Genomic DNA, 14,198 nt, shown 5'->3' with positions numbered 1-14,198 from the left:
GAGAGGCGAATGAAGAGTATGGGATATACTTGCTCAGCTAGAGAATGGGAGTTTTCTAGATTGTTTTCTAGTGTAAGTGGAAGTGATCGAGGGGCAAGGAGAAGCCCCTTTGTGGGCTGTCTTACAACGATCTTGGTATGGATCCTTCTATTAGCTGTATATTATGTACTCGCCTTCTTGGTTCCTGATTTTGGAGATCAATTCAGCTGGATGAAAGGTGCGGCTATTACGCTAGGAATCGCGATCGGTGCATTCATTTTTATACGTTCGCTTCTAAAAAGCGGTACAGCCTTAGTAATGCCTCAAACGACGGACTCTGTTCGTTATTTGATACTGGATGACAGGGGATTATCCGTGAATTTTTATAATAATGAGGATGTGAGGGTTATGCCATTCATAACCTGGGAGGGCATAACTAGCATAGAACTGGATATCACGAAGGAACTTCGCTACTATACTGGCGGTAAGGCTTACCCTGCCCGTCAGGAACAGAGAGTGGCAATATTTAATGCGCGATATCCAGATTATCCTCCTGAAGAGGCTAAGGATTTGTATACCGATCGGTTTACGCTGTTGATCAAGAAGGAGCGCTCTCCTCTTAGTCATACGATTATTCAAATTCCTCAATCGTGGCTGCTAAATGGTCATTTTCATCATTTGTTAAGACAACTTGAGAGTCACAGCGGTAAAAGGATACAGGAGTATGATGAACAAGCAGTAAAGTATGTCCAGGCGTGGTTAAAGTAACAGTATAGATAGCTTAGTAAGAGAGGAATGAGCGAGTTGAGGCGTGTGATTCGTTTGTTGGTCATAGCTGTGGGACTCTATTTATTTTATCCTGTAGCAGTATTTGCGGCACCGGTAACTACTACAGAGTCTATAAAGCTCTCTAGTGAACAATATAATATTCAAATTGTTATAAAAGGAAATTCCGGCTACGGCTTTGAAGCGAATCTGGAAATGCCTAATGGCACAATCTATGCACATGATTCTTATAATGCTAATGAAGTATTATATTTAACCATGGATACAAGTGAGCGGATATGGATTGTCAACGTTGCAAAACCAGGAGAATATAAACTTCATCTAAAAGGCGAAGCTCAAGGATATGATATTTCAGTTAAGGAGGAGAAGGTAAGGCCAAGTGTGAGTTGGATATCACCAATGAATACTAAGCTTACACCTACCGAAGGTTTATCTTTATCTTGGAAGGCAGCAGGTGATTATACGCCTGAGGATTCCATCCAATTTTATGTGAAGAATACGAATGGTTGGGAATGGATTAAGCTAGGAGAAGCTCCATTGGGAGCGAACGAAGCTTCTCTTTCCTTCGCTGGTCAATTGGCAAATGGCGAGTATGAGCTTCGGGTGATCGCAGATAATAAGACCGAAGAGGGACAGATCATTGATCCTAAGGTTACGATTGTTGTTAATCAAGATGATGCTGATGATGCAGCCTCCTTCCAGGTGAAGAAGGTTGTACCGAAGGGTGAAGAGGTTGAAATTCAGTTTGAATTACCCGAAGCTCTTGTTTTTACAGAGGCTCTTGCTCGGTTTGTACCAGCAGCGGGAGAAGCCATTGAGGTATCCGGCTCATCTCTAGATGTTTATCCGCTTGAGCAGACGGAAGGATCAGACTTGAAGCTATACAGTTGGACAGTAGCACTTCCTGAGGGGGAGTATAAGGAGGGAGCTCTACAACTAGTTTTCGATACTGGAGGAATAAGCTCGATCGTTCAGCTGCCTGCATTTGAGCTTAAGCAGCGCGATTGGAGCAAGGATGTTATTACATGGTCTATTGAAAGTGAGAAAACAAATGCAAAGCAGCTACAATTAACCTTAGAATTACAGGCTGCAGCGCAGGTTCAAGTGCTGGATAGTGCGGATGGTGTGCTTTTTGATCAACTCATCGAAGTTTCGTCTACAAATGCCGATGTGATTACTGTGCCTCTCACAGAAGGAGACCATATTGTTACATTGGTGATGGAAGATAAGGGCGGCTCTATGATGACGGAAGAGAAGAGGTATTTAATAGACCGAACTTCGCCAGCCTTAACGATGATTCAGCCTCAAGCGAGTCATATGAAGCTCAAAGATGGAATAGCCAGCGGCTTCACGGATACGGATGTTATTGTCTTTTATCAAGGAAAGGAATATACACCAGATGAGTCAGGCTATTTTCAAATAACTGATGTGAAGAAGTCACTTAAGCTGATGCTTCGTGATAGCCATGGGAATGAGACAAGCTATTATTGGGAGGAACGCGGCGGCTTTAGTATAGCTTGGATTGTTTTGATATCCACGGGCATTATTCTTATCTTGGCTACGGTTATCATTATTTATAGATTACGGATAAAAAACAATTGATTCGCTGACACCCCTTCGCTTCTCCATAAAAAACCCACAACCTTATTAGGTTGTGGGTTTTTGTTTTCTACTGCACTACAGCTCATTCAACTTAACTCCTAAAACCATTCAACATATTGGAGATGATGATTTTGGTGCCCGCCAATGATTGCTTATAATCTAGCATTTGTGCAATCCAGAGCGCTGATTCATTCAAGGCTCCAGATAGACAATGAGTCATTGCTTCAATCGACCCCGGTTTGCAATATAATGTAAATCAAACGCATGGAATGTTTATAATAAACAATATGTGGTAAATACATGCTACAAGGAGAGGATCTACCATGAATATAAAACCTGCAAAAACAGTCTTGCTAGCGACCAGCATGGCCGCCGTTGTCGGACTGGGCTCCATCGGAGCGGAACAAGGGATACTGCCGAGCCATCAGGCGGACGCCTCACCCGCAAGGGTAAGCGAGCATGCGGTTCCATCTGCTGTGAAAACGCTGAACAGCTTTTACAAGCCAGCCCTGAAAGGTCAATTCCCAGGAGTGGTGAGCGGGCTCACGATCGGTAAAAGCACCAAGCAGAATGTCATCCAAAAGATTGGTGAGCCTACGCAGCCAGGTAAAAATGCAAGCTCTTTTGACGTTTACGGCGCGAATATGGGTAATCCAGGTTATTCCTTCTCTTATAAGTCAAACAAAATCCAAGAAATGCGCTATTTCGGCACCAATGTGGAACGGCATACCAATATTGGAGGCATTACGATAAGCATGGTTAAACAGAACTGGTACGCCCCCAGCTCTGTGAGCAAGTTCAAAAACGGCAAAAAAACGCAAACCAAGCTAACCTATAACCGCGGTGATTACAAGATCGAGTTCATCTTTAACAGCAGTACGGATCTGGATCATATCAACCTGTTGAAAAAATAACACGATTTAAATATAAATTGTGAAAGGCAGTCGATCAGAACGATCGGCTGCCTTTGCCGTGCTGCGTGATCTATAGACAGCAGCGTTAGTCTCGCTTCTTATGGCTTCTGCCAAGCATCTTCCGTCAAGATCTGCTTAATTTCTTTGTAATAATGTCAACAGGATCGGTCCTAGCCTAAAGTCTAGCTTCAGACACATCTTAAGACGGTTTTGTCAGGCGATTAAGGCGGATATAATGGGTTTATAACTCAGAGCGTGATTTATGAAGCAAGGGAGTGCTTGAATATGAAGGCAAGAGAAGCGACAGCAACGGCACAGGCAGGTAAGGTGAAATGGGTGCTGTTTAATTCAAAAACCTATGCAACAATTCTCTATTTACTGCTATCTCTCCCGTTAGGGATTATCTATTTTACAGTAGCGATAACGGGACTTGCATTGTCAATCGGTTTAACTCCAATACTTATCGGAATACCGCTGTTTTTTGGAGTAGCTAAACTGCTGGGTGGAATTGTGAATTTTGAACAAAACATCATTAGACAAATTTTAGGTTTACCTACTCCTCCTGTTTCTCATACCCCCAATCGACAGTCTGAAGCCGGGCAGAACTGGTTAAAGCGAATGTTGGGAGGTTTTGACGGGGGGCTATTCATTCGAAACCTGCTACTCGTATTCCTAAGATTTGTAACAGGCATTGTGTTCTTTATTATTATGGTAACGATGATTTCACTAGGCCTAGGATTTATGGCTCTTCCCGTCGTGCATATCATTTTGATGAATGAAATGCAGCTAGATATTTTGGAGAATAGTTTGTTTAGTTATTTTCATATAGATTGGACATATAACCAGCAATATCTGCTGTACCTAGGAATTGGCCTTGTACTTTTTTGGGTCGCGCTTCGCGTTGTGAATGGACTCATGCAAATTCAGCGCAGAATCATGTATGTGGATGAGCCATATCCGCAGCCATCAGAGCTAGTGGAAACACAAATACATGCGACGGTTCAGCCGGAATATTATGAATATCTAGAGGACCAGCCTACTCAAGGGATGATGCAGCCAGCTTATAGAGAGCTTTAGAACTCAAAAACATAGCCAAAAAGCGATGAGAATTCTTTCTTCTCATCGCTTTTTGTGTACCTGACAACTCCATTCGAATTCTAGAGGATTTCTAGAAGCATTCGATCATCTTCGTACTTTTCATTTCAGGATCCTGATAAATTCCTCATTCACAATATAAGCGAAATCCTCCCCTTCACCAAACCTCAGTGTAACCATTGGCAGCTTGAGCATGGTTTTAACTTCCTTGCTGTTAAGTTTAAGGGTAACCTTGCCTTTGCCCGGAACGATGCCATTTTTCAGAAACTTATTGAGTTGGTTTCCATTCGGAGGATCGAACAAGCTTACAAACCTAGCCTCTTTGCTCTCATAATTGATTTCCACAGAGGCGCCATCTTTGGTTTTATAGATATTAAGGGAACGGATGTTCAAATCGTTGCTGCTTACATCCAGCTGATAATTAACGGTTCCATTCGTTTTTTTGGTGCCTGGAGTAGTCACTGATTCATTCGTATCTCCGCTGATTTTTTTGTCGGGAAGAACATAGAGCATCATATAATCAAAACTATTATTGCCCTTCTTTAACACAGTGTTGTTGCTATGAGAGGCATTTCCACCTGCCACAAGCCAGCTGCTCCAAGCTTTAAGAAATGAATCGAGAGACAGACCCGTATCTTTGATCAAATTGTTCTGAATATTAGACACGTCTACATAATTGCGGTACATAGCTCGTCGTGAAGCTTCTTCTCCGTATTGGTCTTTCAGGAAAGCATACATGGAGCCCATTAGATAATAGGTATACAGGTGTCCGTTTGGATTTTGGTTTTGTTTTGTATACCAAGACCAATCCAGAGACTTCGTATAATTGGCTGCCATTTCTTTGAGTTTTGGCACTTCTTGATTAGAGAGAAATCTGTTCTGGATCATTGAATTCATTGTCTCAGGGTGGACAAATTGACCATTTACCATCATATATCTTACGAAGTGACTCTGGCCTTGCCATTCTTGCAGTTCAAAATTATCCCCTGCATATGGATTGGAGGTCGCCAGGGCATGATTCAATTCATGCGCGATGGTTTCGTAGGACAAACCTCTCATGTAAATATACATACGGTCGTTATAAACGTTTGCGAATCCACCTCCGGCCGCTGCAGAGTTTTTCTCCAAGTCTTTTCTTCCGGAAATCTGGGCAGCAAGCTCCCCATTGTCCATAAACAGAGCAATCACTTTTTCCGCGGGAGCCGGATAATAGTTGTACATAGCCACTCTTTTATAAATAGAATCCATCTCTTTTAAGACGGTCGGTGTAATAAGGCTGATATTGCTGTCATCGGAGTAGATGGTGAAATATTTGGACTCGATCTGGTTAAGTGTTACTTTAGGAGTTTGAAGATTTACTTTGCTAACTACCGATTTTGAATAGTTGTAGTCTGCTTCTTTTGAAGAAATGGCCATCATTCGGTCCGAGAGAGACAGTAATGAGTTCATTCCTGCTTCGTATTGAGCAGGGGATATGGATGCGGCTTTGTCGCTTAATGAATCATCCAGCCATGTATTTCGATCCCTCACCATAAACAGTCTATTGGTTTTGTTCTTCAGAACGGAGGACAGGGAATTACCTAAATCGGTGTTTAACTGAGCTGTTCCTGACACAGCTTTAGCTTCATCGGTAAAAGAAGGGTCCGTGTAACCGATATACATGCTATTCAAATTCCCATCGCCGCCCATAGCGTATAAATCTACAGTATATGTAATATGATCGAAGTTTAACTTGCTGGCGAGTGCCTGAATCCCTTCCTGCTGCTTCCACTTACTGCCGACGAAAGCAAATATCATCGTATATTCGGGTGTATTTTCTTTATAATACCGAGCCATATCGATCATCATCGCCGCTGCTGCCGCGCCCGATTTTGCACTCTCGTACCATCTACCGTCAGGCAGACTTCCGAATCCATCGATATTGGTTACCCACAGTATGGATTTTTGTTCGTTTTTCCCGGGTATTACCCCTACAAGATTTTCAGCTGTTTGAACTGACCGATCAATCTTCAGTGAAATGAGGACATTACTGGTTTTCAGAGCAGCCGGAGTGTAATCGCTAGTTACACCTAAATCGGCAGCGACCTCTTCGGAGATGTAAAGAACCGGCACATTGAGTTTCTGGTCATTAAGCGGATGTTCGTAATTTCCGACTTTTAGCTCTCCGCTGGTAATAATCATAACGCCTTTTGCACCCTTGTCGACTGCACGTTGAATCCGATCTAAAGCCCCCTCAGGGAAACGTCCCTGCTTATCGTACCAGTGGAAAACAACCATTCCATCTACCTTGGTAGGATAATCGTTTTTTGTCCCTGCTCCTGTGTAATACAGATTTTTAAACGAAAACGCTCCACTTGCTGATCTTGCGAACGGCATATAATCCTTCATTAGTTTCAGTGGCTTATTATTAATGGTGACGGACTCCTTCTGGAACATGGCCGTCCCTGTTTTAAAGCTTTGTCGGTACTCAGATTCACCGAATGCAGGAAGCATTCCAGCCGAAATCATTCGCGTCTGTAGGTCGGTTACGGCTTTGGAATAACCTGCAGTCCCTGCCTGTCTTCCCTGATATTCTTTTTTAGCCCACTCTGCAATCAAGTCTTGTCCTTTAAATTCATATGCAGCTGCAGTGGAAGGCTTGGGAAGATAGAACATATCGGCTATCAGAATAAAAGCGAATAAGAGTGGAACGAAACGCGATCGAACTAAAAATTTCATGAGTAAGAACCTCCGTCGTTGGTAAAGGGATTTGAATAATGAGCGTTATGTAATGGCTTCTTAAATATTAGCACAAATCTTCTAAGTGGGTATATTTTCCTATCATTATAGTGGTGAATCTGGATGCTGCTTGCGATGTTACGGCCCCATAGAAGCTTTTGTTGTCGTTATTTTCGGTCAAAGGGCTATGGTTCTATAGATTCATTTTCAAATGATTCTTTGCAAAAAACTCAATAAACTGACAACGAACGTCGATGAGATATTTAGAGGTGAACCCTACAATTTAGGCTGCCTGAGGGGATAGGGGGAGCAACTCAAGCATATGCATATGAATTGAATACATAACATGGAGCGTTGCGCTGATTACACGGAGGAGTTGATTTAGGGATTGACGGCTCTTTGCTAAAGGGTGACAAACAAATCAGACTTGGGAGGATCATAATGAAGAAACGTATATCTAAAATAACGAGTGTTATCCTAATGCTTTCACTAGCAATCTCTCTGATACCAGGCGGATTTCCTAACAAAACGGTTTATGCTGCCGGTCTATCCATCATCGGAGGTGGAGGCTGGAGCGAAACTGCGTATGTAGAGTGGTTGCCTGAGAGCAATGTGCAGGGATATAACGTATATGTTAAGCCTGTAAGTGCGTCAATATCTTCCTATGAACAGATTGATAGCGAGCTGATCCGAGAATATCCTTCGTATTGGAGAGCTGATGCTGTAGGTCTGGCAGCTGGAGATTATGTAATGAGGGTTGAAGCCAAGCTAAAAGATGGTTCGACAGTAAGTGCTGTTTCAGATGTGCTATCTGTGACATCACATGATAGATCTGGGTTTGCTTTCGCATCAAACTCGGTATTTGGAACAGGATCAGGTGCTTACAATGATGACGGAACACTTAAGAATGGAGCTCAGGTTCTGTACATAACATCTGAGACTGTGCAAACTGTGACCCTTGATGTGATTACGAATAGCTCAGGTCGCGTAGAGACAGGTGTTGGTCTAGGCGAGATCATGAACTTAAGACAAAAAGGCTATGATACAACACCACTGGCCATCAGATTTATTGGAAAAGTTACAGCTGATGACATGCAAGGGCAACTTAATAGCAGTGGATACCTTCAAATCAAAGGCAAGAGTAATTATTCAGAAATGAATATGACGATTGAGGGGATCGGAGACGATGCTTATGCTTACGGATGGGGGATCCTGCTTAGATATGTAGGAAATGTGGAAGTGAGAAATCTAGGTCTCATGTTGTTCCCTGACGACGGTATATCCATGGATACAGGAAACGCCAATGTCTGGGTGCATAATAACGATCTATTCTACGGTTCTGCTGGTGGAGATGCTGACCAAGCCAAGGGCGATGGATCTACAGATCTTAAGAAGGGATCAACGAATATTACGATCTCTTATAACCATTACTGGGATTCAGGTAAAGCAGCTCTGGTCGGTCTTAGTGAATCGGCAGAATTCTTCGCTACCTTCCATCATAACTGGTTTGATCATTCAGATTCCCGTCATCCACGTATAAGAGTGGCATCGGTTCATATTTATAATAACTTCTTTGATGGCATTTCCAAATATGGCGTTGGCGTTACAACAGGGGCATCGGCCTTTGTAGAGGCTAATTATTTCAGAAATACGAAATATCCGATGCTGAGTTCTTTGCAAGGTACGGATACTTTAGGGGCAGGTACATTCTCAGGAGAAAACGGAGGCATGATCAAGGCCTTCAACAATCTTATTGTTGATGCTGCCAGTATGATTTATGCCAACTCCAATGACGGGACAGTTCCAGCAAATAAAAACTCATTTGATGCGTATCTAGCTTCGTCGAGAAATGAAACTGTACCAAGTACATTCAAAGCATTAAAAGGTGGAACGGCGTATAATAACTTCGATACAAAAGTGGATACAGGTGTAAGTAGTGCTGATATTGATAACGTAAGCGATGTTGAACAAATCGTGACTACAAAAGCCGGACGTCTGAATAATGGAGACTTCACCTGGGAATTTGATAATTCTGTTGACGACGCGTCGCATACTCTCAATTCAGCTCTAATGGCTAAAATCAGAAGCTATACGACTCAGCTTATTTCTGTCGGGGGTAACTCGATCTTTATGGAACCTACACCAGAACCGGATCCAGACCCAACACCGAACCCTGATCCAACACCAGATCCAGGTCCAGTAATTGAAGAACAGGTCCATAACTTTACCGTATCCGGAATCGATAGCGACTTCTTTGATATAAAGGGAAATCTTTCGTCAAGTAAGGGAACGATGGAGTATAATGGTTTGTTGCTAACGCAATGTCTTAAAATCGAGAACTCAACCCTTATTGGGTTTACCACGAGGGAAGCTTCAACATTAACTTTAGTATTTAACTCCGAAGACGGAGATGGAAAGAAAATTAAAATTGATGGATCCAGTTATCCAATAACGAATGGTATTGTCAGCATATCACTTGCTCCTGGCACACATACCATTACAAAGGATAACCCTGTGAATCTTTATTATATGGTGAATCTGAATGAGTGAACAATTTTGGTTAGTAGTGCAGTACCCGCTGAAAAGTGCCAAAGGCAGTCAACGAGACCACTGGTTAAAAGATAAAGTAATGGAATACTTGGAGACATCTCTAGCAGATGCTAACTTAGGCTATTTGGATGGTTTTGATATGGGGAAATGCATTTCCGACCCTAAAAAGTATGCTCTTAATATATTTTGTGTTGTTAAGGAAGAAGAACGAAGTATTGCCTTGGTGAAAAGAGTCTTAAGAGAAAGCAGGCTCGAGTATACTCGTGTTAAAATCGCTACTATGCCTTATGGAAAAGAAGAAACATATACTCTGAAATATGCAGCTAAGAAGGGTGTTACCGATTTTTCACTTTAGTAAGGGAGGGATTCGATGTTCCTCGCCAACCTACAGAAAACCCGCTCAATGAGCGGTTTTTTGCTATCTAAATCAAATATTTTCCTATTCAACATTTCCTTCACTAAGAGATAACTCTTCCTTTACCGAAGGGTATGCATAAAGGCGTACCGTAAATAGGATCTCTTGTCATCTGACAATCTAAATCGAAAACATGTTTCACTAAAGAAGTTGTCATGATTTCTTCAGGTTTTCCTTCTTGATACACCCCTCGATCACGAACCGTAACAATGTGATTAGCATATCTGCACGCCAAATTAATATCATGTAGAACCATAATTATCGTTTTATTCTGTTTATTTAATTCGAAGAGTAAATCTAAAATTTCAATTTGATGTGTTAAATCTAAGTAAGTCGTAGGTTCATCCAAAAGAATAATATCTGTATCTTGGGCAAGAGTCATGGCAATCCAAGCTCGTTGGCGTTGTCCACCTGAGAGTTCGTCTACAGCTTTATCCTGTAAATGAAAAACACTGGTTGCTTTTAAGGCGCTCAAAACGATTTCTTCATCTTCTTCAGTCCATTGCTTCCGCCAACTTTGATGAGGATATCGTCCCTGTTTAACCAGTTGTAGAACCGTTAATCCTTCGGGTGCCACGGGTGATTGAGGAAGGATGGACAGTTTTTTAGCTACTTGTTTCGTAGATAGTTTAAAAACATCTTTTCCATCTAATAAAACATTCCCATGTACTGGTTTTAATAATCGAGCAATAGATCGTAAGAGAGTGGATTTTCCACAACCATTTGCTCCAATCAATACCGTAATTTCATTCATTGGAATGGATAAATTTAGATCTTCAATGATGTTGGTATCACCGTAGTTAAGGGTAAGTGATTTCGTTTCTAAGGTTATAGTCATAACACTGGGACTCCTTTATTTTTTAGGGTTTCTCAATAATAAATAGATAAAATAAGGAGCACCAATGGCAGCCGTAAACACTCCTGCTGGTACTTCTAAAGGACTAAATGCAGATCGTCCAATGACATCTGCAACCATAACAAGTAAAGCACCAATAGCAGCTGATGTTGGTATCAAAACGTTAAATGAAGGACCGACAATTCGTCTGGCAATGTGTGGTGCCATTAATCCTACAAAACCGATCGCGCCTGCAAATGCAATAGCACTAGCTACTAGGCTTGAACTTAAAAGAATGAAGTAGAGTCGTGTTTTTTGTACACTTTGGCCTAAGCTTGCGGCAGTATCATCGCCCAATTCTTGAACATCTAACTGTCGAGTAATAAAAAAGGTTAGGAGTAGAAGGAGTATAATCAACGGAACTATAATTTGAACTTGATCCCAGTCTGCACTTTTGACGCTTCCTGTAATCCATTTATTCGCTTCACTGGCTTGATAGATTGGGCCGATGACCATCAACATGGTTGTAATGGCTTGCATAAATGCAGAAACTCCAATACCAATTAACACAAGCCTAGTTGGGTTTACACCATCTTTCCAGGCAAACACGTACACAATAAGACCAATTATCGTTGCACCAATAAAGCCTGCAAGGGGAAGCCATTCAATACTAACCGTTAGAGAATGATTGGAATCCGAAAATATAGCTAAAAAACCAACGACTGCAGCTCCTCCACCTGCTGAAATACCTATAATATCGGGGGATGCTAATGGGTTTTTAATGATTCCTTGTAATATTGCACCTGCTACGGCTAAGGCCATTCCAGCAAAAGCAGCAATAAAGATTCTTGGCATTCGGAAATCAATAATAATCAATTGATCAAAATCAGACCCCTTGCCGAACATCACCTGTATCACTTTTAGTGGATTAATAAATGAATCACCTAATGAGGCACTAAAGAAAAAAACAAAAAGGGTCAATATACTAATAAATATTAGTTTTTTAGAGGCATTTATATCTAGTAAAAAGGATATTTTATTTTGAAATAAACGTATTGTTTTTAAACGTTTCATTATTATTTTCCGCCTTTTCGAGCAAGGTAAATAAAGAATGGAGTGCCAATGATAGCTGTCATTACACCGAGCGGCACCTCTTGAGGCATAATTATATACCGGGCTCCTACATCAGCTAATAATAAAAGAATACCCCCTAATAGAGCAGCCATTGGGATCAGCCAACGATGGTCTGTACCAACAAACTTACGCGCAAAATGAGGTACAACGATTCCGACAAATCCTATAGGACCTGCAACAGCAACTGACCCCCCAGCTAATAAAATGACTATAACGCCAACTGTGCATTTCATTAACCCTAAGGGTAGTCCTAGACCTCTTGCTATATCATCACCGAGAGCAAGAATATTCATTTTCGAAGAGATCATTAAAGCTGCAATCCAACCAAATACTAGATAGGGTAGCACGGAATAGAGAATTTCAATTTTTCTCCCTTGTACAGCTCCAGCTAACCAAAAAAGTACTTGTTCCAATTCTGCTTCATTTGTTGCAAGTAAACCTTGTGTAAAAGAAGCGAAGAGGGCACTAATCGCAGCTCCTGCTAAAGTAATCTTGACGGGAGTTATAGCATCTCGTCCAGATGAGCTAATTCCGTAAACAGCTAAAGCAGCTATAGCAGCACCTAAAAAAGCAATCCATGCTAAGGATTGCAGACCAGATATATGAAAGAAGATCATCGCAAATACGACTGCAAAGCCAGCTCCACTATTGATCCCTAATATTCCTGGAGATGCTAATGGATTCTTGGTTAATGTCTGCATGAGTACGCCTGTAATAGCTAAGGAAGCACCAACACAAGTAGCAATAAGGGCTCTAGGAATACGAACATTTTGAATAATAATATGTTCGTTAGAATTATTAAAACTTGTAAAGGATTCAATCGTTGTGTGAATAGAGGTATCGGCATATCCATATACAATACTTATTCCCATACATAGACATAAAAGTAGCATTCCTATGATTAACGCTATGGATTTAGAAGAATTGTTTTTAAGAATCATATGTATTCATACTCTTTCTGTTAATAGATGATTGCATCTTAGAAAAAACCATATTGACAGTAGTAAATTCTTACAATATGATTGATCTCGTTCTAAACTAAGTAAAAATGATAATCATTCTCAAAGTATTCTATCATATACAATGGAGGAAAAAAAGTGCAAAAATCATTCCGGAAGTCGTTAGTTTTACTAGCTATAGTTGCTATTTTTGTTCTTGCAGCATGTGGTAATTCTAAAGAAAATGTAAATGACGAAAGCTCTAGCTCTAAGGGGAATAATGCTTACACTGTAGAACATGCGATGGGGACAACTGAGGTGAAAGGTACTCCAGAACGTATTGTAGTACTGACGAATGAAGGGACAGAAGCACTTTTAGCTTTAGGTATCAAGCCAATCGGTGCAGTACAATCTTGGGCAGGCGATCCATGGTATGATCATATTAAGGATCAAATGGATGGTGTAGAAGTTGTAGGTATTGAGCATGAAGTTAATATTGAAAAGATTGCCTCTTTAAAGCCAGATTTAATTATTGGTAATAAACTAAGACAAGAAAAAGATTACGCAAAACTAAGCAAAATTGCTCCAACCGTGTTCTCAGAAACATTACGTGGTGACTGGAAAGAGAACTTTACATTATATTCAAAAGCAGTAAATCAAGATACAAAAGGTGAAGAAGTGCTTAAGGCTTACGATGATAAATTACAAGCGCTGAAAGAAAAACTTGGTGATCAAACGAACAAAGAAATTTCTTTCGTACGTTTCATGGCAGATAAATCTCGTATCTATTACACAGATTCATTCTCAGGTGTTATTTTTGAGGCCTTAGGATTTAAACGTGTACCAGCCCAAGCAGACTTATTCAAAGATGATTCGAAATTAGGGAAGTTGGCCATTGATTTAGGAAAGGAAGCCATTCCTCAAATGGATGGAGACGTTATTTTCTACTTCACATACATGCCAACGGGTGATGATTCAGCATTATCAACTGAACAAGAGTGGACAGAAGATCCACTTTGGAAGAACCTCACGGCTGTCCAAAAAGGCAACGCACACAAAGTAGATGATGTCATTTGGAATACTGCAGGTGGCATACTAGCTGCCAATATTATGTTGGATCAAGTTGAAGGATTTTTTGTGAAATAAAATTTTTGAGAAAAATTAAGGTGCCGAGGGGCACCTTTTTTATTTGCATAATCAAATATAAAGAAGAGGCATGAGTAGTTTTAACA

Annotated in this window: 12 protein-coding genes; 7 read left to right on the top strand and 5 right to left on the bottom strand. The window is 41.0% G+C overall.

Translation table 11 applies throughout. The features are described from left to right. Positions 1–9: 9 nt before the first annotated feature. The gene (locus ACFQV5_RS09330; protein WP_379245955.1) at positions 10–747 is read left to right on the top strand and encodes a hypothetical protein; all 738 of its coding nucleotides are present in this window, start codon (positions 10–12) and stop codon (positions 745–747) included. Positions 748–792: 45 nt separating this feature from the next. After that, a complete protein-coding gene (locus ACFQV5_RS09325) occupies positions 793–2,367 on the top strand; it encodes a hypothetical protein (RefSeq protein WP_379245953.1) in 1,575 nt (524 codons plus the stop codon). A 91-nt stretch (positions 2,368–2,458) separates the two neighbouring features. Here ACFQV5_RS09325 and ACFQV5_RS09320 read toward each other — a convergent pair whose 3' ends face one another. Then, positions 2,459–2,587 carry a hypothetical protein gene (locus ACFQV5_RS09320; RefSeq protein ID WP_379245951.1) on the bottom strand — a complete coding sequence of 43 codons (129 nt, stop codon included), beginning with the start codon at positions 2,585–2,587 and terminating at the stop codon, positions 2,459–2,461. Positions 2,588–2,717: 130 nt separating this feature from the next. On the opposite strand from ACFQV5_RS09320, the gene ACFQV5_RS09315 reads away from it, so the two are divergent. Beyond that, positions 2,718–3,281 carry a YjgB family protein gene (locus ACFQV5_RS09315; protein WP_379245949.1) on the top strand — a complete coding sequence of 188 codons (564 nt, stop codon included), beginning with the start codon at positions 2,718–2,720 and terminating at the stop codon, positions 3,279–3,281. Between the two features lie 285 nt (positions 3,282–3,566). Further along, complete coding sequence (locus ACFQV5_RS09310) at positions 3,567–4,358, top strand: sensor domain-containing protein (RefSeq protein WP_379245947.1); 792 nt, start codon at positions 3,567–3,569, stop codon at positions 4,356–4,358. A 120-nt stretch (positions 4,359–4,478) separates the two neighbouring features. Here ACFQV5_RS09310 and ACFQV5_RS09305 read toward each other — a convergent pair whose 3' ends face one another. Continuing rightward, positions 4,479–7,094, bottom strand: a complete 2,616-nt coding sequence (locus ACFQV5_RS09305; RefSeq protein ID WP_379245945.1) for a hypothetical protein — start codon at positions 7,092–7,094, stop codon at positions 4,479–4,481. Positions 7,095–7,535: 441 nt separating this feature from the next. Between ACFQV5_RS09305 and ACFQV5_RS09300 the strand changes: the two genes are divergently transcribed. Together ACFQV5_RS09300 and ACFQV5_RS09295 are read left to right on the top strand one after the other, a co-directional pair. After that, the gene (locus ACFQV5_RS09300) at positions 7,536–9,644 is read left to right on the top strand and encodes a pectate lyase family protein (protein ID WP_379245943.1); all 2,109 of its coding nucleotides are present in this window, start codon (positions 7,536–7,538) and stop codon (positions 9,642–9,644) included. Further along, on the top strand, positions 9,637–9,999 hold the full coding sequence (locus ACFQV5_RS09295) for a hypothetical protein (protein WP_379245941.1): 363 nt from the start codon (positions 9,637–9,639) through the stop codon (positions 9,997–9,999). The genes ACFQV5_RS09300 and ACFQV5_RS09295 overlap by 8 nt, the downstream gene beginning before the upstream one ends. 103 nt (positions 10,000–10,102) lie before the next feature. On the opposite strand, the gene ACFQV5_RS09290 is transcribed toward ACFQV5_RS09295, so the two are convergent. From ACFQV5_RS09290 to ACFQV5_RS09280, 3 genes are read right to left on the bottom strand one after another with little or no spacing between them, the layout of a single operon-like run. Then, complete coding sequence (locus ACFQV5_RS09290; protein ID WP_379245939.1) at positions 10,103–10,897, bottom strand: ABC transporter ATP-binding protein; 795 nt, start codon at positions 10,895–10,897, stop codon at positions 10,103–10,105. Positions 10,898–10,912: 15 nt separating this feature from the next. After that, positions 10,913–11,968, bottom strand: coding sequence for a FecCD family ABC transporter permease (locus ACFQV5_RS09285; RefSeq protein ID WP_379245936.1), 1,056 nt, complete (start codon positions 11,966–11,968; stop codon positions 10,913–10,915). 2 nt (positions 11,969–11,970) lie between these two features. Beyond that, positions 11,971–12,969 carry a FecCD family ABC transporter permease gene (locus ACFQV5_RS09280; protein ID WP_379245934.1) on the bottom strand — a complete coding sequence of 333 codons (999 nt, stop codon included), beginning with the start codon at positions 12,967–12,969 and terminating at the stop codon, positions 11,971–11,973. Positions 12,970–13,125: 156 nt separating this feature from the next. On the opposite strand from ACFQV5_RS09280, the gene ACFQV5_RS09275 reads away from it, so the two are divergent. Beyond that, on the top strand, positions 13,126–14,112 hold the full coding sequence (locus ACFQV5_RS09275; RefSeq protein WP_379245932.1) for an ABC transporter substrate-binding protein: 987 nt from the start codon (positions 13,126–13,128) through the stop codon (positions 14,110–14,112). The last annotated feature ends 86 nt before the right edge of the window (positions 14,113–14,198 follow it).

Source organism: Paenibacillus sp. GCM10028914 (assembly GCF_042666275.1).
Lineage (GTDB): Bacteria > Bacillota > Bacilli > Paenibacillales > Paenibacillaceae > Paenibacillus_AQ.
This window is presented reverse-complemented; position numbering and strand designations above follow the sequence as displayed.

Coding starts and splice junctions, on each gene's coding strand:
- ACFQV5_RS09330 (WP_379245955.1), top strand. CDS start 10: ATGAAGAGTATGGGATATACTTGCTCAGCTAGAGAATGGGAGTTTTCT.
- ACFQV5_RS09310 (WP_379245947.1), top strand. CDS start 3,567: ATGAAGGCAAGAGAAGCGACAGCAACGGCACAGGCAGGTAAGGTGAAA.
- ACFQV5_RS09300 (WP_379245943.1), top strand. CDS start 7,536: ATGAAGAAACGTATATCTAAAATAACGAGTGTTATCCTAATGCTTTCA.
- ACFQV5_RS09320 (WP_379245951.1), bottom strand. CDS start 2,587: ATGACTCATTGTCTATCTGGAGCCTTGAATGAATCAGCGCTCTGGATT.
- ACFQV5_RS09280 (WP_379245934.1), bottom strand. CDS start 12,969: ATGATTCTTAAAAACAATTCTTCTAAATCCATAGCGTTAATCATAGGA.
- ACFQV5_RS09290 (WP_379245939.1), bottom strand. CDS start 10,897: ATGACTATAACCTTAGAAACGAAATCACTTACCCTTAACTACGGTGAT.
- ACFQV5_RS09305 (WP_379245945.1), bottom strand. CDS start 7,094: ATGAAATTTTTAGTTCGATCGCGTTTCGTTCCACTCTTATTCGCTTTT.
- ACFQV5_RS09285 (WP_379245936.1), bottom strand. CDS start 11,968: ATGAAACGTTTAAAAACAATACGTTTATTTCAAAATAAAATATCCTTT.
- ACFQV5_RS09295 (WP_379245941.1), top strand. CDS start 9,637: ATGAGTGAACAATTTTGGTTAGTAGTGCAGTACCCGCTGAAAAGTGCC.